The organism is Stenotrophomonas sp. YJH_SMC_19, assembly GCF_059367915.1.
This window is the reverse complement of sequence record NZ_JCAFRI010000015.1, coordinates 53562-80378: the sequence shown is the minus strand read 5'-3', so window position 1 is coordinate 80378 and position 26817 is coordinate 53562. Positions and strand designations below refer to the sequence as shown.

Annotated in this window: 16 protein-coding genes and 1 pseudogene; 11 read left to right on the top strand and 6 right to left on the bottom strand. The window is 61.4% G+C overall.

Annotated features, from left to right (window positions below; all coding sequences use genetic code 11):
* The first annotated feature begins 3 nt into the window (after positions 1–3).
* The 8 genes from AC5P5R_RS15340 to mobF all read left to right on the top strand — a co-directional run bounded on the left by AC5P5R_RS15340 (position 4) and on the right by mobF (position 10806).
* Entirely contained in the window at positions 4–3042 is a 3039-nt protein-coding gene (locus AC5P5R_RS15340; RefSeq protein ID WP_164281608.1) for a TraM recognition domain-containing protein, read from the top strand.
* A gap of 86 nt (positions 3043–3128) precedes the next feature.
* A complete protein-coding gene (locus tag AC5P5R_RS15335; RefSeq protein ID WP_061478969.1) occupies positions 3129–3653 on the top strand; it encodes a hypothetical protein in 525 nt (174 codons plus the stop codon).
* 137 nt (positions 3654–3790) lie between these two features.
* Positions 3791–3994, top strand: coding sequence for a hypothetical protein (locus AC5P5R_RS15330; protein ID WP_012480686.1), 204 nt, complete (start codon positions 3791–3793; stop codon positions 3992–3994).
* 227 nt (positions 3995–4221) lie between these two features.
* Positions 4222–4449, top strand: coding sequence for a hypothetical protein (locus tag AC5P5R_RS15325; RefSeq protein ID WP_099475959.1), 228 nt, complete (start codon positions 4222–4224; stop codon positions 4447–4449).
* Positions 4450–4865: 416 nt separating this feature from the next.
* A complete protein-coding gene (locus AC5P5R_RS15320) occupies positions 4866–5312 on the top strand; it encodes an ankyrin repeat domain-containing protein (protein WP_240458879.1) in 447 nt (148 codons plus the stop codon).
* Positions 5290–7164, top strand: a complete 1875-nt coding sequence (locus AC5P5R_RS15315) for a helicase HerA-like domain-containing protein (RefSeq protein ID WP_164281610.1) — start codon at positions 5290–5292, stop codon at positions 7162–7164. The genes AC5P5R_RS15320 and AC5P5R_RS15315 overlap by 23 nt, the downstream gene beginning before the upstream one ends.
* A gap of 21 nt (positions 7165–7185) precedes the next feature.
* Positions 7186–7908: an HIRAN domain-containing protein gene (locus tag AC5P5R_RS15310; protein ID WP_012480682.1), complete on the top strand. Its 723-nt coding sequence runs from the start codon at positions 7186–7188 to the stop codon at positions 7906–7908.
* Positions 7909–7971: 63 nt separating this feature from the next.
* The gene (gene mobF / locus AC5P5R_RS15305) at positions 7972–10806 is read left to right on the top strand and encodes a MobF family relaxase (protein WP_061478912.1); all 2835 of its coding nucleotides are present in this window, start codon (positions 7972–7974) and stop codon (positions 10804–10806) included.
* On the opposite strand, the gene AC5P5R_RS15300 is transcribed toward mobF, so the two are convergent.
* Positions 10796–11251, bottom strand: a complete 456-nt coding sequence (locus AC5P5R_RS15300; protein WP_164281611.1) for a GIY-YIG nuclease family protein — start codon at positions 11249–11251, stop codon at positions 10796–10798. The two genes, mobF and AC5P5R_RS15300, sit on opposite strands and share 11 nt — an antisense overlap.
* A 138-nt stretch (positions 11252–11389) precedes the next feature.
* Between AC5P5R_RS15300 and AC5P5R_RS15295 the strand changes: the two genes are divergently transcribed.
* On the top strand, positions 11390–12172 hold the full coding sequence (locus tag AC5P5R_RS15295) for a hypothetical protein (RefSeq protein ID WP_164281612.1): 783 nt from the start codon (positions 11390–11392) through the stop codon (positions 12170–12172).
* 589 nt (positions 12173–12761) lie between these two features.
* Here the strand turns inward: AC5P5R_RS15295 and AC5P5R_RS15290 are convergent.
* The gene (locus AC5P5R_RS15290) at positions 12762–14522 is read right to left on the bottom strand and encodes an adhesin (RefSeq protein WP_164281613.1); all 1761 of its coding nucleotides are present in this window, start codon (positions 14520–14522) and stop codon (positions 12762–12764) included.
* Positions 14523–14780: 258 nt separating this feature from the next.
* On the opposite strand from AC5P5R_RS15290, the gene AC5P5R_RS15285 reads away from it, so the two are divergent.
* Complete coding sequence (locus tag AC5P5R_RS15285; protein WP_164281614.1) at positions 14781–15575, top strand: M15 family metallopeptidase; 795 nt, start codon at positions 14781–14783, stop codon at positions 15573–15575.
* Between the two features lie 312 nt (positions 15576–15887).
* Here AC5P5R_RS15285 and AC5P5R_RS15280 read toward each other — a convergent pair whose 3' ends face one another.
* Both AC5P5R_RS15280 and AC5P5R_RS15275 read right to left on the bottom strand, forming a co-directional pair.
* Complete coding sequence (locus AC5P5R_RS15280) at positions 15888–16103, bottom strand: AlpA family transcriptional regulator (RefSeq protein WP_100438709.1); 216 nt, start codon at positions 16101–16103, stop codon at positions 15888–15890.
* Between the two features lie 491 nt (positions 16104–16594).
* Entirely contained in the window at positions 16595–17365 is a 771-nt protein-coding gene (locus AC5P5R_RS15275; RefSeq protein WP_100438708.1) for an abortive infection family protein, read from the bottom strand.
* 86 nt (positions 17366–17451) lie between these two features.
* On the opposite strand from AC5P5R_RS15275, the gene AC5P5R_RS15270 reads away from it, so the two are divergent.
* Positions 17452–23109: a DUF3320 domain-containing protein gene (locus AC5P5R_RS15270; protein WP_217278998.1), complete on the top strand. Its 5658-nt coding sequence runs from the start codon at positions 17452–17454 to the stop codon at positions 23107–23109.
* A 136-nt stretch (positions 23110–23245) separates the two neighbouring features.
* On the opposite strand, the pseudogene AC5P5R_RS15265 reads toward AC5P5R_RS15270, so the two are convergent.
* Positions 23246–23620: pseudogene (locus AC5P5R_RS15265) on the bottom strand (integrase); the annotation flags it as partial.
* Positions 23621–24045: 425 nt separating this feature from the next.
* Positions 24046–26799, bottom strand: a complete 2754-nt coding sequence (locus tag AC5P5R_RS15260; protein ID WP_100438707.1) for a UvrD-helicase domain-containing protein — start codon at positions 26797–26799, stop codon at positions 24046–24048.
* Positions 26800–26817: the final 18 nt, after the last annotated feature.

Below are 26817 nucleotides of genomic sequence, written 5' to 3'. Positions count from 1 at the left end.
GAGATGGCAGCAATCAGTTTATTCAACGTGCTGGACTGGACGAGCGGCTTGGGCCGCAAGTTCCGACGGAAGAGCGGCGAGCCTTCGAGCGTGAAGGAAGAAATCATCGTCAAGTCCAACGAGGAGTATGAAAACCTCGTGGGGCGCTTTGACGTGACCGATCGCGTTCGCAGCCGAGAGCTCGATGTGCCGGAGGCTGATCGGGATTTCGCGAAGGAATGCGGCGCAGTCTGGGACGACAACGCCCAGGTGTTCAAAGTGCCCGAAGGACGCAGCGAGGACGAGTTCCAGGAGTGGTGGCCGAAGGTTCCGGAGGATTTGCGCGACACCCAATCGCGGATCATCACGACGAAGCGTGGGCGGCGTGCCGAGGGCTTCTTGCAGGGCAACGACATGGGGCAGGGCGGCGACAGCCTGGCCACTCCCTTGATGTATCTCGCCTTCCCCGTGATCGGCGTTCTGGCAACCTTCCTGGTGAGCCTGATCGTATCTATGGGTTGGACCAAGCTAGAGGCCGCCTCGACGCTGGAAAGCTTCGTCCGGATTGGTGGGGCAAGCGTGATAGCTCTCATGCTGACCATTCCTTATTTCATTGCCCTCAAGCAAGGCGAGGGCATGAAGGAGGCGCTGAAGGCATTGGTGCTGTTGCAGTGGGTTCCGATGGCGCTTCAGTTCATGGTCGGCGACAGCAAGGGCGGCACCGAGGTGGCAATGCAAGCCGGCGGCATGGCTGTGTATGCCCAGATGGCCAAGACCTACCTGTGGTGGGCCTTTGGCTTGGTCGGCATCCTGTTTGTTGTTTGCTTTGTGGCGGCAGCCTCGCGCCCGCACCGGGGCGTCATTGGCGGGACGGCCGCGCGCTTCATTCAAGCGATGAAGTGGGTGGGCCTCATCTTTGCCGCCTTGGTTGTCGCCAAGGTCCTGCCGTTTGGCTTGGGCGAGGCGGCACCTTACGTGTTGGCCTGCATGTATGCGATGCAATACGCCGAAGGCAACTTTGTCCAAAACGCCGCCCGGCTCTACCTACAGAACAACGACAACAACCTGGCCACCCAGGGGGCGTTGATCAACTCACACGTCAAGGCACGTGAACAGCAAGCCGAGGCGGCCCTGCGGGACAAGACCCCGCTGATCACCATCGGGCGCGCCACGGGGCACCTGTCGGATAAAGGTTATGGCTACTCGCCCGACTTGGGCACCGTGATGATGTTCTCGTGGCGCGATTGCCAGCAGGGCCTGCTCGTGTTCGGGGCCATCGGTTCGGGCAAATCCTATGCCGCGTTGCGACCCATCGCTCGTCGGTTCCGTAAAGCCGCCTTGGCAATGGCGTCTGTGGCGCCGGAACAAGGCGATGTAAGGGAGCGTTTGACGCGGCAGAAGCTGGCCGGCGGTGCTCTCATTGCCGACGGTAAAGACGGAGCAATCATCGCGGATCTGGAAGGGTTGTTCGACATCGTCGTCAAGCCTGGAATGCGCGTGGGGCCCTACGAAGGGTTGGCGCCGGATCAGATCGTGCGGGCATTGCGCGGCGCATCCGGTGGGCGCGTGGACGAGAAATCCAAGCTTTGGACGGATGGTGGCGATGCGTTTCTCTACCACACCGGCATCATCCTTCGTGCGCTCGTGGATCACGAGATGGCTTACAGGTCCTGGTGCTCGGCCAAGCTGGAAGGGTTGGAGCGTGCACAGATGAACGCGGAGCTTGAGCTGGTCAAACAGCGAAAGCTGGGCGAGGACGTGGCCGAGACTGAGGCGTTGATCGAGCGGATCGCCGAGCAGATCGCCATCCATCGAATCCCGGTGAGCGATGACAGGCAATGGCATTACACGCCATTCCACCACATCAAGTTGTTGTCCATTGTGGAACGCGTGATTCCCGCCAGCCCCGCGCCTCGTGCCAATGCAAAGCTGATGGAGGTGGTGAAATACTTGGGCCTGGAAGAGGCGGACACGAGCCATGACGAAGAGGGGCGGCTGGCCTATGCGGCTTACCTGCAGCAGCACCGCCTTCGTCAGGACAACGCTCCCGAAACCATCCATCCAGACCTCTTCCGTCCCATGTCTCAGCTGCAGAGCTCGCTGGAATGGGCGTTCCAGGAGATTCCCGCGATGCATCCGGAACAGAGGCAATCGTTCACGCTCAACTCACGAGGGCTGCTGGAGAAGCTCTTGCGAGGCGAAAAGCTGCGGGACAGCAAGACGGACATGCCTTGGCATTCGATTGAGACGGGCGAGGTGGACGTGTCCGACGCACTCTATGGAGCCATGGTAGGCCTCTTCTTGCCCCCCACCCAATTCGGTGAAGCGGGTGAAATGATGATGCGCCTGCTCAAACAGCGGGTCATGAACGGAATCAAAGCGCGTGGTGCATTCGGTGACAAGTGGCGTGAAGCACTGCCCGGCCAGACCGAGGTGATGCTGATGATGGACGAGGCCCACCTGCTGTTGACGGCCGATGACATCAACCTGTTCTCCGTTTCGCGCTCGCTGGGGTTGATGCCCGTGCTTGCAACCCAAGGGTTTGAAAGCTTGGTCAACGCGTTTGGGTCGGTCAACGAGGCGGAGCTGATGGCCAACACGATGCAATCGGTGATCGCGCTGAAGTGCTCGCACAACACCCACGAATACCTGGAAAAGCGGTTCGGCCAGGCCACGTTGACCACCTTCAAGCAGCGCACCCGGGGCATCGACTACCAAGGCGGCATGAACAACTGGCGCCACTCTGTGCTCAACGACCCAGATCATGCCTACGCGTCCGCCTACGACAAGATGCGCATGGAGGGGGCGGGGCGGTTGACGGCTTCGCGCATCGACGCCGTGACGGGTCGCCGCTGGCGGATTGGATCGGAGGACACGCTGGGCCAAGACGAGATCGCGCGCGACATCGACATGCCCACCGGGGGCAAGCGCGAGGTGCAGCCGCTCTTCCTGCAGGAAGAATACTCCGCCCTTCTTGAGCCCCGTGGTCACGCCATCGTGGCGCTGAACCGTGCCGGCATCAAGCGAATCGACTTGGCGGAGCTGCTTCCCGACGCGGATTGATGCGGATAGGCGAGGGGGGTTGCCCCCTTGCCAAACCTGCGGATTGATCAACGATGAGCCTATTCACCCCAGCGGAGGAAACAAACATGAGCAACACCCTCTCCCAACCCATCGAAGAAATGACCGAGCTGCGAGCACTCCAGGCGCAGCGCAACGAGCGGCTTCTGGGCGATCGCCCACCGCCCCAGAAGGACAGCGCGGCGCGGGCAGACTTCGAGCAGAACGTGGCCCAAGACCAAGCCGCCATCGAGCAACGCCGACAGCGTGTTCTGGATTGGGCAGAGAAGGCCTCGCCCGATCAGATCGCTGCGCTCCAGGCAAAGATCCAGGAGGCCGACAAAGCCGTTCGTGATGCAAAGCCGGACGACAAGCGCGAGCAGGTGGTTCATGCGACCGTTGCGCAGTGGCGGCAGCAACGCGGGGCCCAGCGGGAGGAGAGTCCTCCCATGTTGACCCGTGAGCAGCGGATGGAGAACGGACCTGGGCGCCTGGGATACGCCGATTACGCCCGCAGTTCGTTGAAGGAGGCGGCTTTCATGAAGGACTACGCTGCCAATTACGATTGGGAGAAGCACCAAAAGCAGGCCCAGCCGAACGTCTTCCGACAGTAATCTTTACCGATGTTCAGATCTGCCCGGTTCTTCGCAGAATCGGGCATTTTTGCGTCTTGACGTCCAGTTTTATGGTGCTTTACTGGTTATGGAACGAGTAGGTAGACCTACTCATAAAAACCCCAGGGAGAGCCACCATGTCCACGTTGTTCAATGCCCTCAAAGACTTCGCTTTCGAGAACGCGGTCCCACTGCTGACCGGCTTGTTCCTGCTGATCGCGGCCTTCGCAACGGCTGTCCTCGCCTACCCTCCGGCCGTTCCGGTTCTGCTCAAGGTAATGGCCATAGCGGCGGTGGGCTTTGTGACCATCGGGGTGGTGGTCCAGAGTTCCTTCCGGTGAGCAGGCGGCGCTGGCTCAAGCTGCGCGCGCGGTGCAGGAAGCGTTGGCGCCGGTTTGACTGGGAGGGGTTTGATTTCTGGTTCTATCCCGCGCTGATTTTCTACATGTTGGGTTGGGTCGTCTTTGGCCCGTCCGACAGCGTTTAACCCGTTAGCCCACTAATTCACCAGCGATCGAGCTGGACCTTTCCGATGAGGCACATCGGCTTACCACTGCAGGAGGACCCGATGAATATCAACAACACCAACTTCCACCGTTTTCCCGACGTTGCTCCCGAGCATTTGAGTTCTTTCGCCTTGGTCGGCGGGTATGTGGATTCCCAGGTTCTGGCTGGAAGGAGCTTGGACGGTGTGCTTCAGGAACTGGACAGCAGTAGCCCAGGGCAGAAGCTCTGGCATGACACAGAGATTCTTCGGCATTTCAGTGTTGCGGTGGCTACTCGCCTCAACAGCTAACACGTTCTCTTGACGGTCGCGGATTCGGCTTTACAACAATGGAGATGGACATCCAAGAATCTCTGTTGCGCCTCTTGCGTCCCCTGGGCCTCCAACGAGCGGAGGCCTTGGCGGGCGCGCTCGCGCGCGAAGCCGGCGCGTCCAAAGGCCTTCACGATTCGCAAGTGTTGGCGCGTGCCCACGCCCTGAGCGTTGCCCCTGTCGAGGGTCGATTGGGCGATCTGGTTTGGCAGGTGCGCCAGCGGGAGCACGATGGGGCACCGCAAGTGGACCTGCGTTGGGGCTTGCATCGGCTGGGGTTGGACGCACCCTCACGGGCCTCCACCCGGGACCTGGTGCGTGCTTACGAGAGGCGCTTGGCAGACCGTAACGAACCGATGGTTTACAGCACCCTGGCAGAGAGGGTGGCTGGGTCCATGGCTGAGCACACCTCGCTCTTCCAAGGCATGGCGATGGCGGTAGAGGAGGCGCGGGCTCGGCGGTCGGATGCAAACCGGTTGCGGGAGAACGCACCGTGGCAGGGCTGGCTCGTGGGGGCGTCCCGGGCGGGCCACGAAGCAGCACTGCTGGCCTGCATCGGCATGGGCGCAGACGCCCGGCTGCCCGATGCCAGCGGCAACACACCACTGCATCATGCGGCCCAGTTTGGTCACTTCTCGCTGGTCACGCCTCTGGTCGAAGCCGGCGCCGACGTGGCGGCCCTCAACGCCCACGGGTGGGCGCCGCTCCACCTTGCCGCCCTCCACAAGCACGCCCGGGCCTGCCTCCACCTGATGGCCCACGGCGCCAATCCTGAGCAGCCAGGGTGGCGGGGGCGGACCCCAACGCGCATGCACCGACATGAGCAAACCCAAGCCCTTTGACGCGCTGGGCGACGTGCCCGGCAGCGTTGCGCCTTCCCAGCCGGTCCGATACTGGCACCGCGCCGTTCTTGCCGGTGCATTCGTTTTTGGCTTGGCCTACGTGGGGAGCATGGGCGTTGCCTGGCTCATCCCGAATCCCGATGGCTCGCTCATCCGCTTCGCCGATGCTTTGAAAGGCGGTCTGGTGACCGCCTACCACTTCCTGACCGTCGGCATCTCGGCTCGCGCGCCGGCACGGGAGTTCATCGAACTGGTGTCCTACCATCACCCAGTGGCGACGTGGTCCCGGATCGGGGTGTCGCTTCTGCTGGCGGCGGGCCTCGGTCTGCGGGTGTTCCTCAAGGCGACCGAGCCGGTGAGCAACACCTGGCACCTGTCCGGACCGCGGTTGTTGGAAGGAAAGGAGGCCGTGGACGAAGCCCGGCACCGCTCGGTAACCCCTAAAGACGCCGAGGCGGATCCCTTCGCCCTGTCCCTCCACCCCGATCTGTTGCTGTCTAAAAAGCATTGGGCGCGCCACGTCCTGATCACCGGCTCGGTGGGGTCGGGCAAGAGCGTCATCCTCAAGCACATCCTGGAACAACTGACGCGAAAGAGGGACGCAAAGCTGTTCCTTTACGACATCAAGGGTGATTTCACGTCGATTTTCAAAAGGCCCATCATCGTGTCGCCCTTCGATGCGCGCTCCCACGTGTGGGACGTCGCCGCTGACGTGCGGACCCCGACCCAAGCGGCGGCGTTCGCCGCCTCTCTCATCCCAGAGGGCGACGGGAACGCCAAATTTTGGAGCATGGCCGCCCAGGACTTGTTGATTGGGTGCGTGCGCGAGCTCCAAAACACCCGGCCTGGCGAGTGGGAATGGCCCGATCTGGCGGCCTCGGTGCGCCGCCCGGCCGCGGAGATGGCCGCAGGCATGCGCCCGCATTACCCCCGCGGCGCCGCACTGGTGCGTGACCCGGAGAGCCAAACCACGTCCAGCGTGCTGTCTTCCCTGGGGGGCTTCACCCGCCTTATCGACGATCTGGCCACCGCATGGCCCAAGGTTGGCAAGCGCCGTTTCTCGATGACCGAGTGGATACGGGACGACTACAACGGGCGCAAGCAGGTCATTGTTCAATCCGGACCGGACCCAACCCTGACGAAGGCCTACATCGCCGCCATGATCAACGTGGCCGTCCCGGATCTCATTGGGCCGGGCTTGCCGGACGACGAGGGCGGGCGTGGGCTCTACTTCGTGTTCGACGAGCTGACCAGCGCCGGGCGCTTGAACATCGATCCCTTGCTGGCGTTGGGGCGCAGCAAAGGCGTGGTGGCCATCATGGCGGTCCAGGATCACTCCCAGGTTGAGCTGGTCTACGGGGACAAGACCGCGCAGGCCTTCTCGTCCCTGGTGGGCACCCACGTGGTGTGCCAAGTGCAGATGGGAGCCACCAGGGACAAGCTGGCCAGCCAGCTCGGCAAGCGGAAAATCGCGTGGCGCGGGCACGAGAACAAGGCCCAGGTCCACGAAGAAAGCCGCGCGTTGGTTTCCAGCGGTGAGCTCACCGACCGGCTGGGTTTCCGCAAAGGCAATCGCTACGGTCCCGAGAAGTGGGGCATCGAGGCGATCGTGCAGATGGGCGGGGACGTGCTGTTGCTGACATGGCCCGGGAAGAGCCATCCAACGGTTCGCGAGGGGCAGGTGGCCGCTGCGTGGACCACCAAGCCAGCCGGACCTGAAGGGCCGTCGCCGGCAACGTCCCCTTCAAACGCTGGCGCGTCGGCCTTCCCAACCACCGCCGAAGGCATCGATGCGGTGCAGCGGGTGTTGACCATGACACCCGAGGAAGTCGACGCGCTATTCTCCCGTTGAACACCATGTAGGGAAGCAAGTATGGCAACGATCACCGTGCCGATTTGGAAGCCAGTCGCCAAATACGCTGTGAAGGCAGCCTTGACCTCGCGTTTTCGGGAGGAGCTGGACGAGGTGGCCAACAATCGAAAGGGCTCCACCAGTCGGATTTTTACTTTGGTCGTCCTGTATCCCGATAACACCAACACGGCGGACCAAAACGCGGTGGCCGTCATGACACAACAGGCGCCACCCAGGATGCTTGGGTATTTGCCACGGGAGGTGGCCGCAGAATATCGGCAGCGCATGGCTCAGGCCGGCTACGAACACATGGTGTCTGCGTGTGAGGCGGTTCTGTCCGGCGGGCTGGTGACCACGGACAAGGTTTACGACTACATCTTGGAAGTGGACCTGGACATGTCCATCGACCCGCATCCGGATCACCTCGTCACTCATCCCGAGATGGTCCGCCATACCGCTGACCCGGAGTTCAAGAAGGACACCGATGGGGCATATCGCTTCAAGTGCTGGATCCCGCACGATGCGGTGGGCCACCTCCATCCGAAACAGCGCACCAAGGGTTGGACCACGGACTCCTGGACCACGGTCAACTACTACCTTAGCAACGCGCAGAGCATCGGCTTGGGTTTCAAGGTGCTTTCGGTGCCCAAGTCCAAGCACGCGGGAGTCTTCGGCGAAGAGCCAGTAACCGCCGTCGTGGAGGAGATAAAACGCCGTTGGGTCACGCTGCGCCTGGAGAAGTAAACCCCCCTTGCGCATTGGTGGTTTTCTGGGACCTTGGTTCAATCAACGTTCCAGGAGGTCCCTGTGATCAATTGCACCCGCATCGATGCCCGCGGCCACAACAAGCGCAACGGCAACATGTTCGACTACATGCTGGCCACCGAGCGCCTATCCATCGACAGCGCCGTGGCTTACTACGCGGGCAGCGGTCCTGATCCGAGGCAGACGCTCAATTGGGGCGGCAGCCTTGCCGCCGAGCTCTGCCTGGAAGGGCAGCCGGTCACCCGCGAGGTGATGGAAAAGCTGGGGAAGGGCTTTTCACCCACCGGAAGGCCGTTGTGCAAAAACGCGGGCAAGGAGGCCCGATTGGTCATCAAGACGGATCGCTGGGGAAACGTGCGGTTGGACGACGACGGCAAGCCGATGGAGAAGTGGGAGGGCGGCCACCGGGTGGGGTTCGATCTGACCATTTCCGCCCCCGGGGACGTGAGCGTGGCGTTTGCCCTTGCGGATGAACGCGAGAAGCTGGCCATCTTGGAAGCGCACCGCCAGGCCTGCGCCGTGGCGATGCGCTACATCGAGAGCAAGGTAGAGACCCGGCGCGGAAGAGCGGGGAAAGACGTTATAGACACCCAGGGGTTGGTGTGGGCAGCCGCCGATCACACAAGCAACCGGAACGTGCAGTGCGATTTGCACACCCACCATCTTGTCTTTGGTGTTTCGAAGGGGGAGGACGGCCGTTGGGGCACGTTTGATGCCATCGAGATCTACCGCCACCGCCATGCGGCCGATCACCTCTACAAGGCCGAGCTCTACAGCGCGATGAAAGCGCTGGGCTATGGGATTCAGCGGGAGCGCGAGGTGGACGTGATAGGGCGCGAGACGGGCCAGATTCTCACCACGATTGCCGGCATCGACCGTGAGCTGGTGCTTCAGACGAAGACCCGCCGCCAGGAAATCCTGGACTACGTCAAAGAACACCCCAACGCCAGCCACGACGAGGCCTGCAAGGCCACCCGCAAAAAGAAGGAAGAACCGCCCTTCGAGCAGGTGGTCAAGGACTGGCAGCAAACCTTCGCCAACATTGCCCGAGAAAGGCCAGACCTGGTTCCCACCACCCAGTCGCTCAAGCAGACCCAAGGCCAGCACCTGGACCCGCATACCTTTGACGAGGTCTTGCAGCGCATGCACGAGAACGAGGCGATGTTCTGCGAGCATGACCTGGTCCGGGAGCTGGGGATGGAGTTCGCCGGGCAAAAGAACGCGGAGGAGATCCTCAAAATGGTGAAGGAGTTCACCGAACAGGACGACCTGGTGCGCGTTAAAGCCGAACACCTCCACAAAGACGACCGTGGCACTCGTTTGGCACGCAAGCACCGGGAGGATCGCTTCTGCGCCACCTGGATGGTCGAATGGGAAGCCGAGATCATCCGTCGTTCGAAGGAGCGGGAGAACGAGACGGACCTGAAGCTGTTCCGCTCCACCGTAGACCGGGAAATCGCCGCCTATGAGAAGCGAAAGGGGTTCACCCTTACCGAAGAGCAGAAGGCTGCCATTGGTCATTTGACCCATGGAACGGCAGGTGTCGGCGTTATGTCAGGGTTGGCCGGGACCGGCAAGACCACCGTGGCCGAGGTCTACAAGCAGTGCTTCGAAGCCGAAGGAAAGCAGTTGATGGGCTTGGCCGTGTCGGGTAAAGCCGCGGCTAAGCTGGAAGAAGAGTCCGGCATGCTCTGCATGTCGGTTGCAAAGTTCTTTTCCCAGCTCCGGCAGGGCAAGGTTGCTCTGACGAAGAATGTTGTGGTGGTGCTCGATGAAGCCGGCATGGTGGCTACCGATGACACCTTGAAGCTCATGACCTACTGCCAGGGGGTCGGTGCCAAGCTTGTCATGCAGGGAGACAGTGACCAGCTTCAGCCCATCGCTGCGGGCAACGGCTTTGAGCTGGCGAAGATTGCCTTGGGCGACACGAAGCTGACCGAAATCCGCCGGCAGAAGAACGCCGGTGACCTGATCACTGCCAACAGCTTCTACGAGCGGGACCACCAGGGGAAGGTCAAGGACATGCGCCGCGGGCACCGCAGCCGCCAAGGCACCCTCGATATGGGTGCGCAGACCCTTCGCAATCTCAAGGAGAGAAATTGCATCGACGACTTCGGCACGGAAAAGCAGGCCATCAAGGCGTTGGTGGACGACTACCTGAAAGACCCCACCCCGATGGACGAGAAGTTGGTTCTGGCCCACACGCGCTCTGAAGTCAAAGCCCTCACCACGGGCATCCGAAAGGGGCTCCAGGAGCAAGGCGTGCTGGACAAAGAGGAGTTCACCTTCCGCTCGATCGTAAAAGGGCAGTGGGAGGACCTGACGCTCTCCCGCCGCGACCGTGTGATGTTCACGGCGACCAACAACGACTTGGGCGTCATCAACGGCACCGAGGGCACGGTTGAGAGCATTCGGAAGGACAAATCCGGTGGCTACGACCTGGTGGTGCGCATCGACTCTTCGAACCCGAAAGAGGACGGGCGCATCTTGAAGTTCAACACCAGCGAGCACAACGCCTTGGCCCACCGGTATGCCATGACCGTTCACAAGGCGCAGGGGCAGGGGAAATCCGAGGTTTACCACCTGGCCACGAACATGGGCATGCTCGACCAGCAGTCGGCCTTGGTGGCGTTCACCCGCCTCACCAAGGGCAGCTACCGCATGTATACGACCGACGAGATGATGGAGCGCATGGCCGAACGGCTGGGAACCGAACGGCACAAGGAAATGGCGCTGAGCGTCGGCTTGTCCGAGACCCAGGCTGCTCCGGTGCGCAACCTGGTCCAGGACGTGGAAGAGCTGTTGGCAGGATTGAAACCGCAAACCCAGGTGCCAATCACAAACGCGGAACGGCGCGAGATGAGGCTTACCCGGTGACGCATCGGGCCAGTGTCAATACGCTGATCACCACCACTACCCACGGCCACCACCCCACGCGTTCGGAAGGCGCTTTGACCGGTGTTCCCAGCTGCCACCGCCGTTGGTGGGCCAACCCGCGCACGTGGGCCGTGGCCCGCCGGTGGGGGTTGACCACGATCCCCGGTGGCTTGGCGTAGATGCGCCATCCCTCCCGGGAGGCCTTCACCCGCCACGCCTGCTCATACGCCTCGGTTTCCGCCCGGGTGGCTGTCACCACCTCCAGCGCATGGAACCGGAAGGGACGGTGCCAGCCGCCTTTGGGGGAGCGGTGCTGCTTCTCCCGCTGCTGGGGGTTTGAGCTTTGGCCGACGTAACAGCCCCCGTCGTCGAACAGCAGGGCGTAAAGGGTGCGGGGCAGGGCGTGATACTTCTCGCTGCGTCCCAGGTTGTGGCGGTGGGTCATGGTCTCTCCGTGAGTAAAACGACCCACTCACGAATAGATCAGAATTTGAAGTTGGCAAGCCTGCTGCGAGGACGTGAGAGGCCACACGTCGCTTGCGTGTAATCTCTTCGCAGTTCATGGCGAGCATGGGGCGGGCGAGTGACCTTTAAGTTCCCGGTTGGACCTTCCAAGGGGCGTTGCAACATATGCGGGCAGGAAACCGACCTGACCGAAAACCACGTGCCACCCAAGGCGTGGGCTCAAGGCATCGCTCTGAGGGTGTCCAGCGTCGCCGACGCAATCAGTGGAGAGAAGAAGCCGCGGTCCCACAAGATGCCCAATGGTGTTTGCTTCAGGAGCATCTGCAGGACCTGCAACGGCTCGGTGCTTTCTCGATACGACAAGGCACTTGTATCGATGAGCCGGCAGGTGACGGAGATCTTGCGTGATCGAAGCAAGGTCACCTACAACCAGAGCATCCGCATCCAGCCGCAGCTTGTGGCAAGGGGAGTTCTGGGCCACTTGTCATCGGTGGGCTTGAATCGCTACGACGAACGCCACAGCCAGCACCTGTTCGATGACCGGTCAGATCTTCTACGCCAGGTTCGGCTTCACTACTGGGTGTATCCCTACAGTGGTCGAACGGTTCTTCGCGACTTCGGGCTGGGCATCTTGGGCGGGAAAGCCAGTTCGGCGATCTATGTCCTGAAGGCCTATCCGCTGGCCTTTGCAATGGTCTGGAACAGGGACTTTCAGTTCGAGGACTGGCAGCCGCAGAGCTTTGACCCGTTCGCTGGGTTCGAACCAGACCAAGAGGCGAACCTCCCGCTGGAGTTCGTGGGCCTGCCGGGACAGGTTTGGCCAGAGCACGTCCAAGGGAACACGTTCGCGGTCCTTCATTCCGATGGTGCGTTCGTGGCAACGGAGAAAAGACGGGGCTAGGTTTGGGCGGTTTCGGCTCTGCCGGATCGGAGGTGCTGCGGATAGCAGCAGCGTTCCAAAGAAAAAGCCCGGGCTGGGCCCGGGCTTTTCATATCGGTCAACGGGGAGCATGGCTCACCGCGCGTTGACCTGTGTAATGTAAGGAGCGCGCTTGCTCCTACAGCAATTGTCGTGTCGTAAAGCACCTTGAGGCCCACGCCAAGGGCTCTGCAAAGCGGGTGTTTCTTGGTGCGTGTTGCAATCGTGTTGCTGTTACTTGTTTCTTTATTCATTGAGGTATACCTGTAATTGTTAGTGCTGCATGTGTCATCTTCCTTTGCGTCGTGGTTGGTCAACCATTCCCTAACGGCTTCTAGGGCAATGGCAAGCATTGGCGTGAGTAGTGCTACGGCAACGGTCATTACTGCAGGCGGGGTTGTCAGTCCGGCTCCTACACTGCTGAGCGGTGGAGATGTTACCAGCTTCCAACGCCTTGGTCAATCATAAGTTATTGTATATAAATACAATTTTAATGAATTGACGCCACGAACAAGGGCCCCGAAGGGCCCTTGCCGAGATACGATCACCTCCTTTTCGCCGCTGAGATTGGTTACCAACCGATGGCCCAGGCTGCGCCCACGGCCGTATCCTGTCCGCTGCGGGAAACCCCGATCGAGAAAGCCGATGGGGATCCGCGTGGGGTGGTCACGTCGCGGGTGTAGCCGATGGAAATGGCGGCTTGGCCGCTGCAGCCACCGACGCCCACGGCCAGGCGGTTGCGGTTCTCCCCATGGATGGCCGACGTCGAGGTGGCCATCTGGGCGTTGGCTTGGGCCATGGCGCAGACACCGCTCACCCGCTTGTCGAGCTGGCGGAAACGGCGGTCCGTCAGGTTCCAGCGGTCGTCTTGCTGCCGCTGGTAATCCCACAATTGGCCACCGTTGATCGCGTCCGTGGACCCTGCGGCGATCGCCCCCGCTGCCACCCCGGTTACCCGCTGGTTGCCGGCGTTGATCCCGGATCTGGTGACCGATGGACCGCCCTGGACAGTGAAGCCGTCGCTGTTGTGGATGGCCTTGGCCACCTGGACCGAGCCCTTTTCGGACAGTCCAACGTTGTCTTTCAAGCCAACGGTTTGGGTGCCGTCCCCGTTGTCAGTGACCTCGATGTTGGCCCCGGCCACCGTGGTGCTGCTTCCTCCGTCCTTACCGTCCTTGCCTGCTGGGCCTTGCGGACCGGTGGGGCCCTGTGGACCGGGGGTGCCACCACCGCCGCCAGGGTTTTGTTCCAGCTGGTGAACGCGCCCATCGAGATCGTAGATGGCACCGGCCACGGTGGTGTAGTTGTTACCGCTGCTCAGCTGGTAGTTCGGCGCCACGATCAAGCCGTTCACCATGGAGGCGCCAGCGCCCAAGGTTTCCACGGCGGTCCGCAGTTGGCTGACGGCCACGGCGTCGTCGTCCGCTTTGCCCAAGGCAACTTGGGTCAAGCGGCGGTTGCCAAAGGCTGCAGTGTCTTCTTCATCGCACGTGGTGTTGGCGCCCACGGCCACGCATCCCCATGCGTTGGCCACGGCACGGGGCCCCAATGCCACACTTTCTGTGGCGTTGGCCGTGGCAGACGCGCCGAAGGCGGCAGAGTAGGGCGCAAACGCCTGTGCCCATGGACCCACGGCGGTGCCGGCCTCGCCGGCAACGCCAGCGCTGTAACCGTAGGCGCCGGCAAAGTCGGCGGTTGCGTTGGCACCGGGCCCCACGGCGGATGCACCTTCGCCCTCGGTCTGGGATGCGGCGCCCAACGCGAGGTTGCGATCGCCTTGAGCATTCGCCCCGGCCCCGAAAGCCGCCGCGCCGTTTCCATCGGCTCTTGCGGTTGAGCCTACAGCGGTCCCGCCATCCCCGAGCGCGCGGGCACTAGAGCCGATGGCCACACCGGTGATCCCGCTGGCCAGGCTGTGCCCGCCAATGGCCACCGCGGAATCGCCGGTGGCTTGGGCTTGGGGTCCGACGGCGACGGCGTAAACCGCAAATGCCTGTGCGCGAGAGCCAATGGCGAGCGCATTTGAGCCCTGCGCTTCGCTCGAGAACCCCAGAGCGGTTGTATGGCATCCGCGAGCGGTGGCGCGATTGCCCACCGCAGTGGCCCCCAGGCACTCACCCGGAACGCCATTTTCATCCACCATTATCCCGCCGTCGGCGAGGGCGTCCGCCCCGATGGTCGTGGCCCCAACGGTCAACGATTGGGCGCGGTCGCCTACCGCAGTGGTCTCGGGTTTGGTGGCAACGGCACCGTTGCCCACTTGAACCTGGGCTTGCGCCGTGCCAGCAACAAGGCCTGCCAGCAAAGCGCAGTGGATGAGGGAGCGTTTCATGGGGTGGCCTCCTGGGTCTGAAATGAGTGAGCGTGTGCACGCACGAATAGATCAGATCCTGGAATGCGCAAGCCCCCCCCCCCAACGAAACTTCCCGGCGCAACGGCAGGAGGGGCCGTTGCGCCAGGAAGCGGTGGGGCCGACTTTTCCCCACCCCTGTTCTTCTACGACAGGGAAAAAATTCCGCAAGCCCCCTTGCGCGTTTTCGATTCTCCGCTTGCATGGGTGTATCGCTCATGTGAGTAAGGAGGCCTACTCATGTTTCAACGCTTGTTGCTCGCGCTCGCACTGGCCAGCGCACCCGTCTTGGTCCACGCGCACGCGCCAGCCACCGATTCCGTTGAGGTCCACGGGAAGAAGCCTGGGTTTTTCAAACGCCTGTTCCACCGCCACAAAGACGCCCCGCAGTGGGACGGTGTCCACCCTGAGCTTCGCTCAACGCTGGAACGGATCGCCTTGCAGATGAAGGGCGAGGGCTACGACCTGCGGCTGATGGAGGGCTACCGCTCGGAACAGCGCCAGGCCGAGCTGCTCGCCAGCCAAAAGGGCGTGACCCAGGTGGGGCCAGGCAGCAGTTGCCACAACCACGGTTGGGCCGCGGACATGGTCATCCACAGGCGAGGGCGCCCTTCTTGGGACCTGAAGGACGAGCAGGTGCGGCAGGGCTACCAACGCTTCGGTGAGCTGGCCCAGCAGGCGGGATTGAGGTGGGGTGGGGCTTGGAAGAGCTTCAAGGACATGCCCCATGTGGAGATGCGCAGCGAGTGCCTGCTAGCCATTCGTGGGGGATATCCCCCACGCCGATCAATGCAAACGGTGATTGCCAAGGCCGAGTCAGTGTCTGACCTACCGAGAGCACCTCGGTGGGCCTGGAGCGTCGATTCCGAGCTGGCGCCGGACTGGGCGTGCGAGTCCGTGCTTTGCAGTGCGTCTTGGGCGACGGTGAGCCGGCCATGGAGCTATGACGCAAGGTTGGCGTTGAAAGGGCTCCGAGCAGAACCGTTTGCTGCAGCCTCCTGTCCCATGGCCCCAATTGTCCTGAGACGCACATGAGGAAGCGGTCCATCCGGTTGCTTCCTTTTCGGCGGAGAGTGAGGCCGAACGGGGCATCTGCCCTGATCGCGCAGGTTCGGAGGGGATCGAGATTGACGCTCCCAAGGGCGGCAAAAACGGCTGGATCCGTTGCACCGCAAGGGGTATGCTCGTGGCGGGCACATTCCAGGGCACCTCCCAGATGGGTGAAACCCAAGCCGCCCAAGGGGGTAGGGCACTTCTCAAGGAAGTCCCACTCTCTCCGCCAGTTGTTTAAAAGAGCCTCTGGAAACAGGGGCTTTTTTGTTTCTACAGCCTTCGCTGCCCGCCCGCTTACCCGTTCACCTGCAAAGATCGATTCTGCACGATCTGCTGCCGAACCCGGCCTTGCGCCTCGGATTGTATCCAGAGTACGCGGCGTCTGATGCGGATAGAGCGCCGGAAGCGGCCAGCCTTGATCTCTCCGCAGATAAAGGTGGCGTCCATACCGGTCATCTGGCTCACGTGATCAAGCGATAGCAGCTCTTCCAGTCTTTCAGCCGCGCCCATGATGGCCTCCGATGCGGCGAGCCCTCATAGGACGGTCGGCCAGCCCAAGCTGGAAGTGCAGAACGATGTCGATCATCGGCTAGGGCAATAATAACGCTCAGGCGATCTCAGATCTCAGCACCAAGGTTACCCAGCACGACGAGACGATCACGTTGCAGGCAGGGCTGATCATTGCTTTGCGCAGCGATGTGACCGATGTGGCTGGAAGGACTGCGGCCAACACCACCGCATTGCAGCAGCTGACGACGCGCGTCCCGTCGCCTACTTCCAGGCTGTCAGCGAACCCATGGCAGAGTCCACCCTGGTGATGGCACGATTGCCCAAGGAAGCACAGGAGGCGCTGGTGCACCGAATGCGCGAGTTCGCTAGAAGGGGGGCGAGAGCTCAGCAAGGTGAGTGTGTCAATCAGTGATAACTGGCGCAGTCTAAGTGGATCTTTCGTCCCAGCCTCTCAACATCAGGCCGCTGACGGTAGACTGTCGGCTGCAGTCCTACGTATTGCGATCAGTCACGATTTTGCTATCTAGGTATTGAATGATGCTGCGGGTTAGATTGATGGCAAGCAGCGCCTCTTCGCGTTCGACAAGCTGATCGTTGGCGTGAGCTAGGCTCCCTCTGTTACGGAGCGGATTAAGCGAATCTAGGATATTTCCGATGGAAAAGACAATCTTGCGCATTGCGTCGTCTTGGACGCCCATATCGCGCAGCGCAGGATGGCTTTCTCGCATCAGTTTAAAAACTTGAGTGACTCCAGGATCTGCTGGCAGCGAAGCCAAGTCCAGCCCTGCCGATCGGCATACCGTTTTCAAATAACCATGGAGGGCCGTGTGAACGCGATCCAAGGCACTCACTGGACCCTGCACCTCCAGCAGCGATGCAGCATCGGCCAAGGCTTGACGCACCAGCTCGCTAGCTAACCTGGGTGACGTCGGCTCTACGGCGGCTACTTGGTTGCATCGCTTTGCCATGGCAAGCAGCTTCGAACGTGCATCTAGGGTCCGCTGGACCTCTGACCCCACCGGAAATCGGCGGGCAACGCCTCGCACTATCGCCGCCTGAGTCTGCGGATCGGCGGAAGAGAGCACCGCCAAGAAGCGTTGCCGCGTGGTGCCCGGATAGTCTTCCGGATCGATCGTTAGGTCGCAATAGGCGGCATAGAACTCACGGTGGGATGAATAGGTGAAATCGCCCAGGTAACCGCCTGACACGCCAATGTAGTGGCTGATGATCCAATGTATTTCAGTCGGGCGTAGGCCTTCCATGGATACCTTTGGTCGCCGGCTGGAAGGCCGGCCCAGATGGAGGCACTATAGCCTTGGCGCCCAGTTCCGGGCCATAGGGGGGAGACATGGATAAGTCGTTTGAGGAAGGGACGGTCGACGCCCCGGAGAGCGGATCTGTGCTCCGGGAGCGAGGCTCGCTGATTGACAAGGTCAATCGGGCCCGCCTCGAGCTGCTGGACCTATCGACCCGCAACCGGTTACTTAGCGTCCCTAGGTCCGGCCACGCTAAGACGGTGGAAGTGGTCAATGAGCTCGCGAAGGCGATGTATCAGACGCTCGTCATCGATGGAAAGCGCTTCACTTTCGCTGCAGGTAGGGCCGACCCAAAGACAGCCGCAGACGATGCCGTAGGCGAGGAAGGCGATCAGTCCGACTCAGCCGGCGCCGTCCAGGTAAAGGGTGTTGATGCGGAAGCTGACCTCACGCTTGTCGAGGATGAGCTGGACGACCTCGAACTTCTGGCGCAGCCGAACTTAGAGCTGGACGAGCAGGGGCGCCGCGTTAGCCACTGGGACGCCCAGTTGATGACGCGCTTGACACCGACCGGCTTGCAGAAGCGACTCTTAGATCTTTACGTTGATGCCCGCACGCTTCAAGAAGAGCAGGGCATCAACGTGCTCTACCTCGGTATTGGCTATCTAAAATGGCGTGCGCCGACCACCCCTAAGATCGACCGATATGCTCCACTCGTGCTGGTGCCCGTCGCGTTGGAGCGCAGCAACGCAGGCGAGAAATTCCACCTCAGATGGCAGGGTGATGAGATCGTCGCCAACCTGTCGCTCCAGCTCTTCCTGCAACGTCAGTTTGAGACGAAGCTGCCAGAAATCGATGAGTTCGAAAGCCTCGACATCGATGACTACCTGTCCAAGGTTGCGTCCCTGATTGAGGGTAAGCCTGACTGGGCAGTCGTGCCGGACGATGCGGTATTGGGCCTATTCTCGTTTGCGAAGTTCATGATGTATCGGGATCTAGACCCTGCGAGCTGGGAGCAGTCTGGTGGCTTAGGAGCGCTCCCTGCACTTCGGGGCGTAGTTTCGGATGGATTTCCCGGCGCTGCTATTTCGACAAGCGAAGAGGACATTGATGCCACTGTAAGCCCGGAACATATGCGCCATGTCGTCGACAGCGACAGCTCCCAGTCCCTCGTTGTCCATGACGTACTCAAGGGGCGGAGCATCGTCGTTCAAGGGCCGCCGGGAACCGGTAAGTCTCAAACCATCGCGAATGTTATCGCGGGGGCAATTGCTGATAAGAAGCGCGTGTTGTTCGTGGCGGAGAAATTGGCGGCTCTAGAAGTTGTGAAGAGGCGCTTGGACCAAGTTCGACTCGGCGCCGCCTGTCTTGAACTTCACAGCAACAAGGCGAACAAGCGAGCCCTGCTGGAAGAACTTCGGCTCACATGGAACTTGAGCCCGCTGGCCAATGAGGACAGCGGGCCGATCGTTCGTCAGCTCACTGAGCGACGCGATTTGCTTAACGCCCATGCCTCGCGCCTGCACCAAGAAATGCTTCCGTCGAGACTGACGCCCTACGAAGTGTTCGGCAACCTTGTTCGGCTGCGCCGGGAGGGATATGTCACGGCCCGCATCCGGCTTGATTCGCCGCTCGAGTGGGCGTGGGACAGGGTAGAGGAAAACCAGAAGCTGCTTCAGGACCTGTGCGACCGAGTCCTTGCAATGGGTATCCCCGACCAGCACGCCTGGGCCGGTGTCGGGAATGACGCGCTGCTGCCGAACGATCGGGACCGGTTGATTGGGGAGATCGCTGAACTCGCCACTACTCTGGAGGAATGGAGGCGACGCACTGTCGAACTGACCAGCGCTCTCGACCTTACGTTCTCGGACAGCCTAGATGCGCCACAAGCCGCAATTGACCGAACCAAGGTTCTGCTGACGGCACCGGCACTCGGACCCGGTGCACTCGCCGACGCGTCTTGGGAGACTCCTTCGGGCCTCGAGAGCCTGGTCGAAGACGTTCGGCGTGCGCAGAAGCTGCGCCGAACTTGTAACGAATTTGCGGCCGATTCGGCAGTTGAACGCGTATGGGAGCAAACGAGGCAAGAGTTGTCGAATGTTCCTGTCGACTTCGTCCTCGTCAGGGAACTGTCTGTGATGCGCGATGCGCACCAGAAGCTGTCAGGCATGGGGTCTGACCTAGAACGTCTAGCCCAGTTGGTAGGGGAGCAGCGGCCGCTAACATTCGAGGTAATGGCTCATGTCTGTGCGCTTGCGGAGCGCGCCAGCTCAGCGCCACAGATTGATCGCGATGCTTTGGTTGCTCGTATTTGGGAGCGAGGCGTTGATTCGGTCCAGAACTTGGTCGAATGGGTGCAACAGGTCCAGGCAGCCCGCCGTGAACTAAGTGAGGTGTTCCGCGACTCTGCATGGTCTTCCAACTTTGAGGGCGCTCGGCTGCAAATCGCCAGTCGTACCGGGAGCTTCTTGCGCTTTTTAAGCGGCGAGTGGCGTGCCGCAAATCGACTGGTCCGCGCGCAGCTGCGAAATCCAAAGCTTCCAGCTGATCATTTGTTGCCAGCACTGGACAAACTCCTTGACGCCCAGGCAGCGCTCCGCCGGCTCGACGAGGGAAATGCTCAGGGTGAGGAAGCGTTCGGCGCCAACTGGGAGCGTGATCGTTCTGATACCGCTTTCTTAAGAGGCGTTGTAGCTTGGATGCGTGGCATGCGCCCGCTTGGGCTGGGTGCGCGCGAGCAAGTCGCCGCCATTGGTGATAAGGGCTTAGCGGCGGTGTTGGCGGCTCGCCTTGGCCCGGGACTGGCCGAAGTCCAAGCCCTTTTGTCTCCCATACATGAATCATTGCTCACTAGCGGGCAGATGCTGTGGAGCGCGGTAGAGTCCTCGCTTCCAAGGGTCCCGCTGCATCGATTGTTAGACGACACGGCCCCGTTCGAACAGGCAATTTCGGCGTGCGATTCGCTGAATAACGCTAAGGCGATGACCGTGTCACTGGCCCTCGAACGCATCGACGCTCTGACCAGTACTCAGGCGGCACTTGCCGCACTGGCTCAAGTCGACCGGCAAGGCGAAGCCGCGTTCGGTGACCTGTGGCGAGGCTTCGCTTCGGATGCTGCTGCGCTCCAAGATGCTTGTCTCTGGATGACTACCAATGCTGACTTGAGGATGCTGGCCTCCCGCACCGTCGACGCCCAGCAGATGCTTGAGCAGGCGACAAATCAGCTTGAGGAAGCTGAAAGGCTGGACATCGAGCTTTCTGAGCTGTTCACTACTTTACGATTTGCTGGCAACGACGAGGTTGCATCGAATACCGCTGACGTCTCCGTGAATGCCGCGATAGGCCAGCTCAAAGCGTGGGAAGCAGATCCGGAAGGGCTCCCGCAATGGGTTGCTTACATAGCTCAAGCAAATGTGGCCAAACGACGTGGACTGAAGAACTTCGTCGATGCGCTGGCGACCGGTGTCTTAACTCCTGATGAGGCTCGGGGCACGTTCGATCTCGCCTATTATGAGGCGGTTCTGTCAGCAATGGTGGCGCGGGCCCCTGAACTGGCGACGTTCGACGGTAAGAAGCAGACCGAGCTTGTCGAGTCGTTCTGCGAGCTAGATCGAAGCCGCATTGACTTGGCTCGGAGGCAGGTTTCCCGCTCGCATCGCGAGCGAATCCCGTCGAAGAACGGGGCGGCGGGCCCTGTGGCGGTGATTCTCGGCGAGATGGCGAAGAAGAGAAGCCACCTCCCTATTCGCCAACTGATGGTGTCGGCGGCGCCTGCCATCCAAGCACTCAAGCCGGTTTTCATGATGAGCCCGCTGTCGGTGGCGCAGTTTTTACCCCCAGGTGCGGTGGAATTTGATCTTTTGGTCATCGACGAGGCTAGTCAGGTCCAGCCAATCGACGCCTTGGGTGCCATCGCCCGCGCCAAGCAACTGGTCATCGTAGGCGACGAGCGTCAATTGCCGCCCACGCGGTTCTTCTCAAGAGCTCTGGGCGATTCGTCCACACATGTGGATGAGTCCGCAGCGCCGGCGGATGTGGAGAGTATCTTGGGACTGTGCCTCGCGCGGGGGCTACCGGACAGAATGCTCCAGTGGCACTACCGAAGCCGCCACCAGTCTCTAATTGCGGTGTCCAATAGTCAGTTCTACGAGAACAAGCTACTGATCGTGCCAAGCCCATACACGAGTGAGGCGGGCGTGGGTCTGCGGTTCCACCACCTGCCCGACGCCGTCTATGATCGTGGTGGCACTAGCACCAACGCGCGTGAGGCGAAGGCTGTTGCCATGGCGGTCATTGCTCACGCACAAACGACACCGCATCTTACCTTGGGGGCTGCCGCTTTCTCGACCCAGCAACGGCGGGCAATCTTTGACGAAGTGGAGCTGCTGCGTCGCCAACACCCTGAGACCGAAGGTTTCTTCACGGCACACGCCCACGAGCCGTTCTTCGTCAAAAGCTTGGAGAACATCCAGGGCGACGAACGCGATGTCATCTTCATCTCTATCGGCTATGGCCGAGATTCGCGCGGCGGCGTGAGCATGAACTTCGGACCGGTCAGCAGCGAAGGCGGTGAACGACGTCTCAACGTGCTCATCAGTCGCGCCAAACAACGATGTGAGGTCTTTTCGTCCATCACTGACGAAGACATCGATCTCAGTCGAGGCAAGGGCAAGGGCACTGCTGCACTCAAACTGTTCTTGCACTATGCCCGCACAGGGCGCCTCCATATCGCCGACGAGGCTGTCGAACAGCGCAAAAGGACGTTTGAGCAGGAGGTTGCAGAAGCGCTCATCGCTCGTGGCTACAACCTTCACATGCATGTGGGGGTGGCCGGCTTCTTCGTCGACATTGCCATCGCCGATCCGGAGAGGCCAGGGCGCTACATCATTGGTATCGAATGCGACGGAGACTCCTACCGAAGGTCCAACGGTGCGCGTGATCGAGACCGTCTACGTGACCAGGCGCTCCGTGATAAGGGCTGGCAAGTCCACAGGGTATGGAGTGCGGAATGGTTCCTCAGGCCTGCCGCGGAACTTGATGCCCTGGTGCGCGTCATCGAGCGTTCAAAGCTGGAGCCGGACCCCTTTGAGGCAGAGACGGTCTCTCGATCGCGCGCCGTTCCAGTCAACATCGAGAGCGTGGAACACGACGAATTCGTCGAAGTGGGTCTGGTTAGCTCTGACGAGCTGCCCAGCACCGAGCCTTATGTGGAAGCCAACTTCGCGGTACCCAGTCAGCAACAGGAGCTGCATGCAGTTCCTGCAATGCGGATGGCAGGTTTTGTGCGCGACTTGGTTCACGTCGAGGGCCCGATCCATCGGTCAGAGGCCGTTGTTCGCATTCGTTCTCTATGGGGCTTGCAACGAGCCGGAGGGCGCATTCAGAGTGCGGTGGATGAGGGCATCCGGCGGGCGGTTGAAGACGGTCTGGTGTTGCAGGATGGGGAGTTCCTCCTGTGGCCCGATCGCGCTATTCGAGTGAGGGACAGAAGCTGCGTTCATTCTCTGAGCTTGCGTCGACCTGAGTTGCTTCCACCCATGGAGATGGATGTCGCGATCTTGGAACTGGTGCGCGAGAACTTAGGGGCATCATTGGATGAAGTAGCGCTTCACGTGTCGCGCCGGCTGGGCTTCCGAACGACGAGCGCGCAGCTGCGTGCTGCTCTAGTGGGTAGGGCCGAAACACTTTTGGCGCGCGGTGTCTTGGTCCTGCGGAATGGATTGTTGGCGGAGCGACCTATTCAACAGTGAGCGTGCTCGAGCTGCTGTAAAGAGAGGGGGAAGTAGGCAATGCTGGTCTTAGTCACCCGCCACTGACGGCGGAGCCCAGCGGTGGGAAAAAGGGAGGGCAAAGAGGTCAAGGAAAAAACTTGCTGGAGTCGGTCAATCATTTGGCGAACTGCCCCTTCTGGTATCGCGGCAATTCCACCTTGGGCCGATACAGCTCCATGGCGCTGATCTGCTTGCTCCGGGTCACGTACGGTTTCTTGTGGAGGTAGTGCTTGCGCAGCACCTGGACCCGATCCCGGGGAGCAGTGCTGTGGCCAGTGACCAGCGCAATCTCCCTCTCCGGAGCATCGTTGACATCCAATTCGGTAGCGAGGGTATGGCGGAAGGTATGGAAGCCGATTCCCTTGGCAAAGCCTAAGCCTTTCAGGTAGCGGCCGAAGTCCACCACGAATTGCTGGCCATAGCGAGCGTTGGTCTCTCCCGTCTTGCGCTTCACGCCGGCTGAGAGGAGGGGGAGCACCCGCGCATGCCCATGGAGGGCGACCAACGGAGTTATGGCATGAAGATTGGATTCAAGCTTTCTGTTGCTGTTGCGGCCTGTGCGTTGACCTTTGGAATCGGCAACGCCACGGCGAAAGCCCCCGGCCCTTGTTCCGTCTGCGAGGTCCAATACATTGCATGCGAGGCGTCAGGTACAGACTTGAGTATCTGTACCCGGAACTATATGCAATGCTTCCGTCTGAACGGCTGCATTATCCCGTAGTAGGACGCGGCGGGGACGTGTGGGGACCTTGCGATACCCTGCAGCCTCGCCACCGTCCAGACAAAAGCCTCGGTCCTGCCGGGGCTTTCTCGTTTCCGGAAAGGCCATGGCGAGCAATCATGCCGGGAGCGAAACCGAGGCGGCGCCTGTGTGCCCTGATGCAGGCAGGCATATGTGGAGGGAGCGGGATGCATTCATCCCCGACGCCCGCCCTTCGGCTTGTTATGGCACAACGGGTAACTCGAGCACGACCGGAACGCCCCATGCGGCCCATTGCGGTCCACGAACACGCCGACCTTGCACACCGGGCAGCGTTCTTCGTGGATGGCCGCGCCTGAAATCGCGGTCACTTCCACCGCGCCGTCCTTCACCAGCTCGTCCAGGAACGGCGAACGCTTCCCCTGTAGGGTGAACATGGCCACCGAGCGTCGCGCACGCGTCAGCGCCACATAGAACAACCGCCGCTCTTCGCTCAGCGGGTAGGTATCACCCTCCGGCATTGCCAGGGAAAGCACCGGGTCATCCGAGCGCAGGCTCGGGAAGCTGCGGTTGACCATGCCTGGCAGGATCACATAGTCCGCCTCGCGTCCCTTTGACCGGTGGGCCGTGAGGAACTCCACGTCCATCGTGCTGCCGAAGACTGTCTTCCAATCCGAAGGCATCGCGCTGCGGTCCGCGCGGTAGCGGCCCAGGATGAAGACCGTCACGCGTCCCTTGCGCCCTTGCGGCACCGCCCCGGACAGCAACTGCTGATGCAGCTTGGCGAGGTACTGGCGAACGCCATCCTGCAGCTCCTCGCGACGATTCATCTGGAACGCTTGCAGCACCGGCCCCATTGCCGCTGCGGCAGAACGAACCGCCTTGGAAATCTGAGCTGGATTCCGGCTGACGAAACGGCTGGACGCATCGCAGAGCGCCTGGGGGCAGCGGAATGTCTGCTCCAGTTTCAGCACCTGGCCATGGCCCATCCATTCGCGGAATCCGGTCATCACCGAAACGTCGGCACCGGCGAAACGATTGATCGATTGCCAGTCATCGCCCACCGCAAACAGATAGCGGCCGGGGCGGCTGACCAAGGCACGGCAGAGCCGGGCGCGGGCGCGCGAGGCATCCTGGAATTCGTCGGCCATCACCAGTTCGTAGGGCGATTCATAGCGGCCCTGTTCCAGCAGTCCGGCCGCCATGTTGAGCATGTCTTCGAAATCGATGCCGTGCTCGTCAGCCAGTGCGTTGTCCCAGGCCTGGAAAACAGGGCTGGCGATTTCCAGGAAGCGCCGATGCCGTTCCCTGAACTGGTCTTCGGGCATCTGTCGCAGGCGCTCCGCCATATCATCCAGCGTCAGGCAGTTGCTCTTGGCATGGGCAATGAAGGTGCGCATCAAGCCGATCAGGTCCGCGTCCGGCATGGGCTTTGCGCCCTGCTCGGGCAGCTCGCGGTCGGGGTTGGGGTCGAGTTCGACACCGGAGTCGCCAAGCCTCTCCGCCATATCCCGCAGGGCGTATCCACTGCGCAGACCAAACGAGGTGGTTTCAACAAGGGCGGTGCCTCGTGCCGCATGCTGTTGACGCTTCCAATGCATACCTTCGGCGTAGTCGGGAAGCTGCTCTGGCGCCTGGCCATCCGCATCCAGCGAGAAGTGCTCGTGATACAGCCCGGCGTGCGGGTAATAGAAGTTGGGGCGATACTGGCAGTGGGTGTCTGTCGCAGTATCGAACTCGTAGCGTCGCTCGTAGTCGTACGTCACGCCGTTGTAGAACAGCCAGTCGGCGATCACGCATTCTTCCAGGCTCTTCACCCGCTCACCCTGCAGGGTGCAGATGTAGGGCGTGCCATCGCGTTCGTAGCCATCGGCCTCCATTTCCGCGCCGAATGCCGGCAGGTCGCGCCCGAACACCAGGCGGAACATGTCCCACTGGGTGCGGAAGTGGATCGAGCGATCCTTCAGGTCGTCCACCAGTTCGGCCAGCTTGTTGAAGCCCAGCGTGGCGTTAATGGCCCATTCGGGGATGTCGGGCTTGCGGCCGGTGACCTTGGCGATGATGGCCAGGCCCAGGGCGTGGAAGGTCCGGGCCTCAACCACGGTGTTGCCCATGCCGAGTCGATCGAAGGTTCGCTGCGCACGCTCCTCCAGTTCCTTGGCAGCATCCTTGTTGAAGGCGAGCATCACGATGCGTTCGGGTTCGACAATGCCGCGGTCAATGGCATAAGCGGCCTTAGCGACCATGGTGGAGGTCTTGCCGGAGCCGGCTGCGGCCACGACCTGCACCCGATTGTCGAAGCAGATGACGGCGCGGGCCTGTTCCTCTGTCAGCGGCTTGCTCTCGACCCGGCCCAGGAAGCCCCTGGCCAACACCAGCTCGCGCAGGGTCATGGCCTCATTGGCTTCGGCCCAGGCAGCGGGCCAATCCAGGTTCCAGTCGCGCAGGGCGTCCAGCGCTGCGCGATGGCTGTCCGCATGCAGATCTTCATGCACGTCTTCATCGCGGAACAGCTGCTCCAGCTCAGGCGGCTGCAGGGGCAGGTTTGAGCGCTTCGCCAGCAGCGCCTGCTGCTGCTCATGGGTGATCCAGCGGCGGCCGGCACTGCCACGATCGATGAGGGCATCCGCGTCGCTCAACCAGGACTGGATCTGCTCCAGAATCGTGTCGAACAGGGCCTTGCGTCCACGCGTGGTTCGCGCAAAGAGCAGGTGCTGCAGGGCCCCCGCAAGCCGGGACGCTGGTCCGTTAGGGAGCCCGTCCACGCACAGCCCGGCAGCATCGCCGGTCTGCAGTTCGACCCGTGACCAGAAGACCCCTCGATGGACCTGCACCTGCTGATCATCATCCACGCGCAGCCGGTACTGCTGGCCGGAGACACTGAGTTCAACGTACTCGCCATCAAGCCGCAGCGACCAATGGGGCGAACGGGTCACGCGTCGGCCCCAGCCCGAGGGGCGCCATTCCATAGACATCCAGATACTGCC

Excerpts from the sequence above, each read along its gene's own strand:
- AC5P5R_RS15330 (WP_012480686.1), top strand. The coding sequence starts at position 3,791 with ATGTCCACGTTGTTCAATGCCCTCAAAGACTTCGCTTTCGAGAACGCG.
- AC5P5R_RS15315 (WP_164281610.1), top strand. The coding sequence starts at position 5,290 with ATGAGCAAACCCAAGCCCTTTGACGCGCTGGGCGACGTGCCCGGCAGC.
- AC5P5R_RS15340 (WP_164281608.1), top strand. The coding sequence starts at position 4 with ATGGCAGCAATCAGTTTATTCAACGTGCTGGACTGGACGAGCGGCTTG.
- AC5P5R_RS15325 (WP_099475959.1), top strand. The coding sequence starts at position 4,222 with ATGAATATCAACAACACCAACTTCCACCGTTTTCCCGACGTTGCTCCC.
- AC5P5R_RS15320 (WP_240458879.1), top strand. The coding sequence starts at position 4,866 with ATGGCTGAGCACACCTCGCTCTTCCAAGGCATGGCGATGGCGGTAGAG.
- AC5P5R_RS15275 (WP_100438708.1), bottom strand. The coding sequence starts at position 17,365 with ATGGAAGGCCTACGCCCGACTGAAATACATTGGATCATCAGCCACTAC.
- AC5P5R_RS15290 (WP_164281613.1), bottom strand. The coding sequence starts at position 14,522 with ATGAAACGCTCCCTCATCCACTGCGCTTTGCTGGCAGGCCTTGTTGCT.
- AC5P5R_RS15285 (WP_164281614.1), top strand. The coding sequence starts at position 14,781 with ATGTTTCAACGCTTGTTGCTCGCGCTCGCACTGGCCAGCGCACCCGTC.
- AC5P5R_RS15300 (WP_164281611.1), bottom strand. The coding sequence starts at position 11,251 with ATGACCCACCGCCACAACCTGGGACGCAGCGAGAAGTATCACGCCCTG.
- AC5P5R_RS15270 (WP_217278998.1), top strand. The coding sequence starts at position 17,452 with ATGGATAAGTCGTTTGAGGAAGGGACGGTCGACGCCCCGGAGAGCGGA.
- AC5P5R_RS15310 (WP_012480682.1), top strand. The coding sequence starts at position 7,186 with ATGGCAACGATCACCGTGCCGATTTGGAAGCCAGTCGCCAAATACGCT.
- AC5P5R_RS15280 (WP_100438709.1), bottom strand. The coding sequence starts at position 16,103 with ATGGGCGCGGCTGAAAGACTGGAAGAGCTGCTATCGCTTGATCACGTG.
- AC5P5R_RS15260 (WP_100438707.1), bottom strand. The coding sequence starts at position 26,799 with ATGGAATGGCGCCCCTCGGGCTGGGGCCGACGCGTGACCCGTTCGCCC.
- AC5P5R_RS15335 (WP_061478969.1), top strand. The coding sequence starts at position 3,129 with ATGAGCAACACCCTCTCCCAACCCATCGAAGAAATGACCGAGCTGCGA.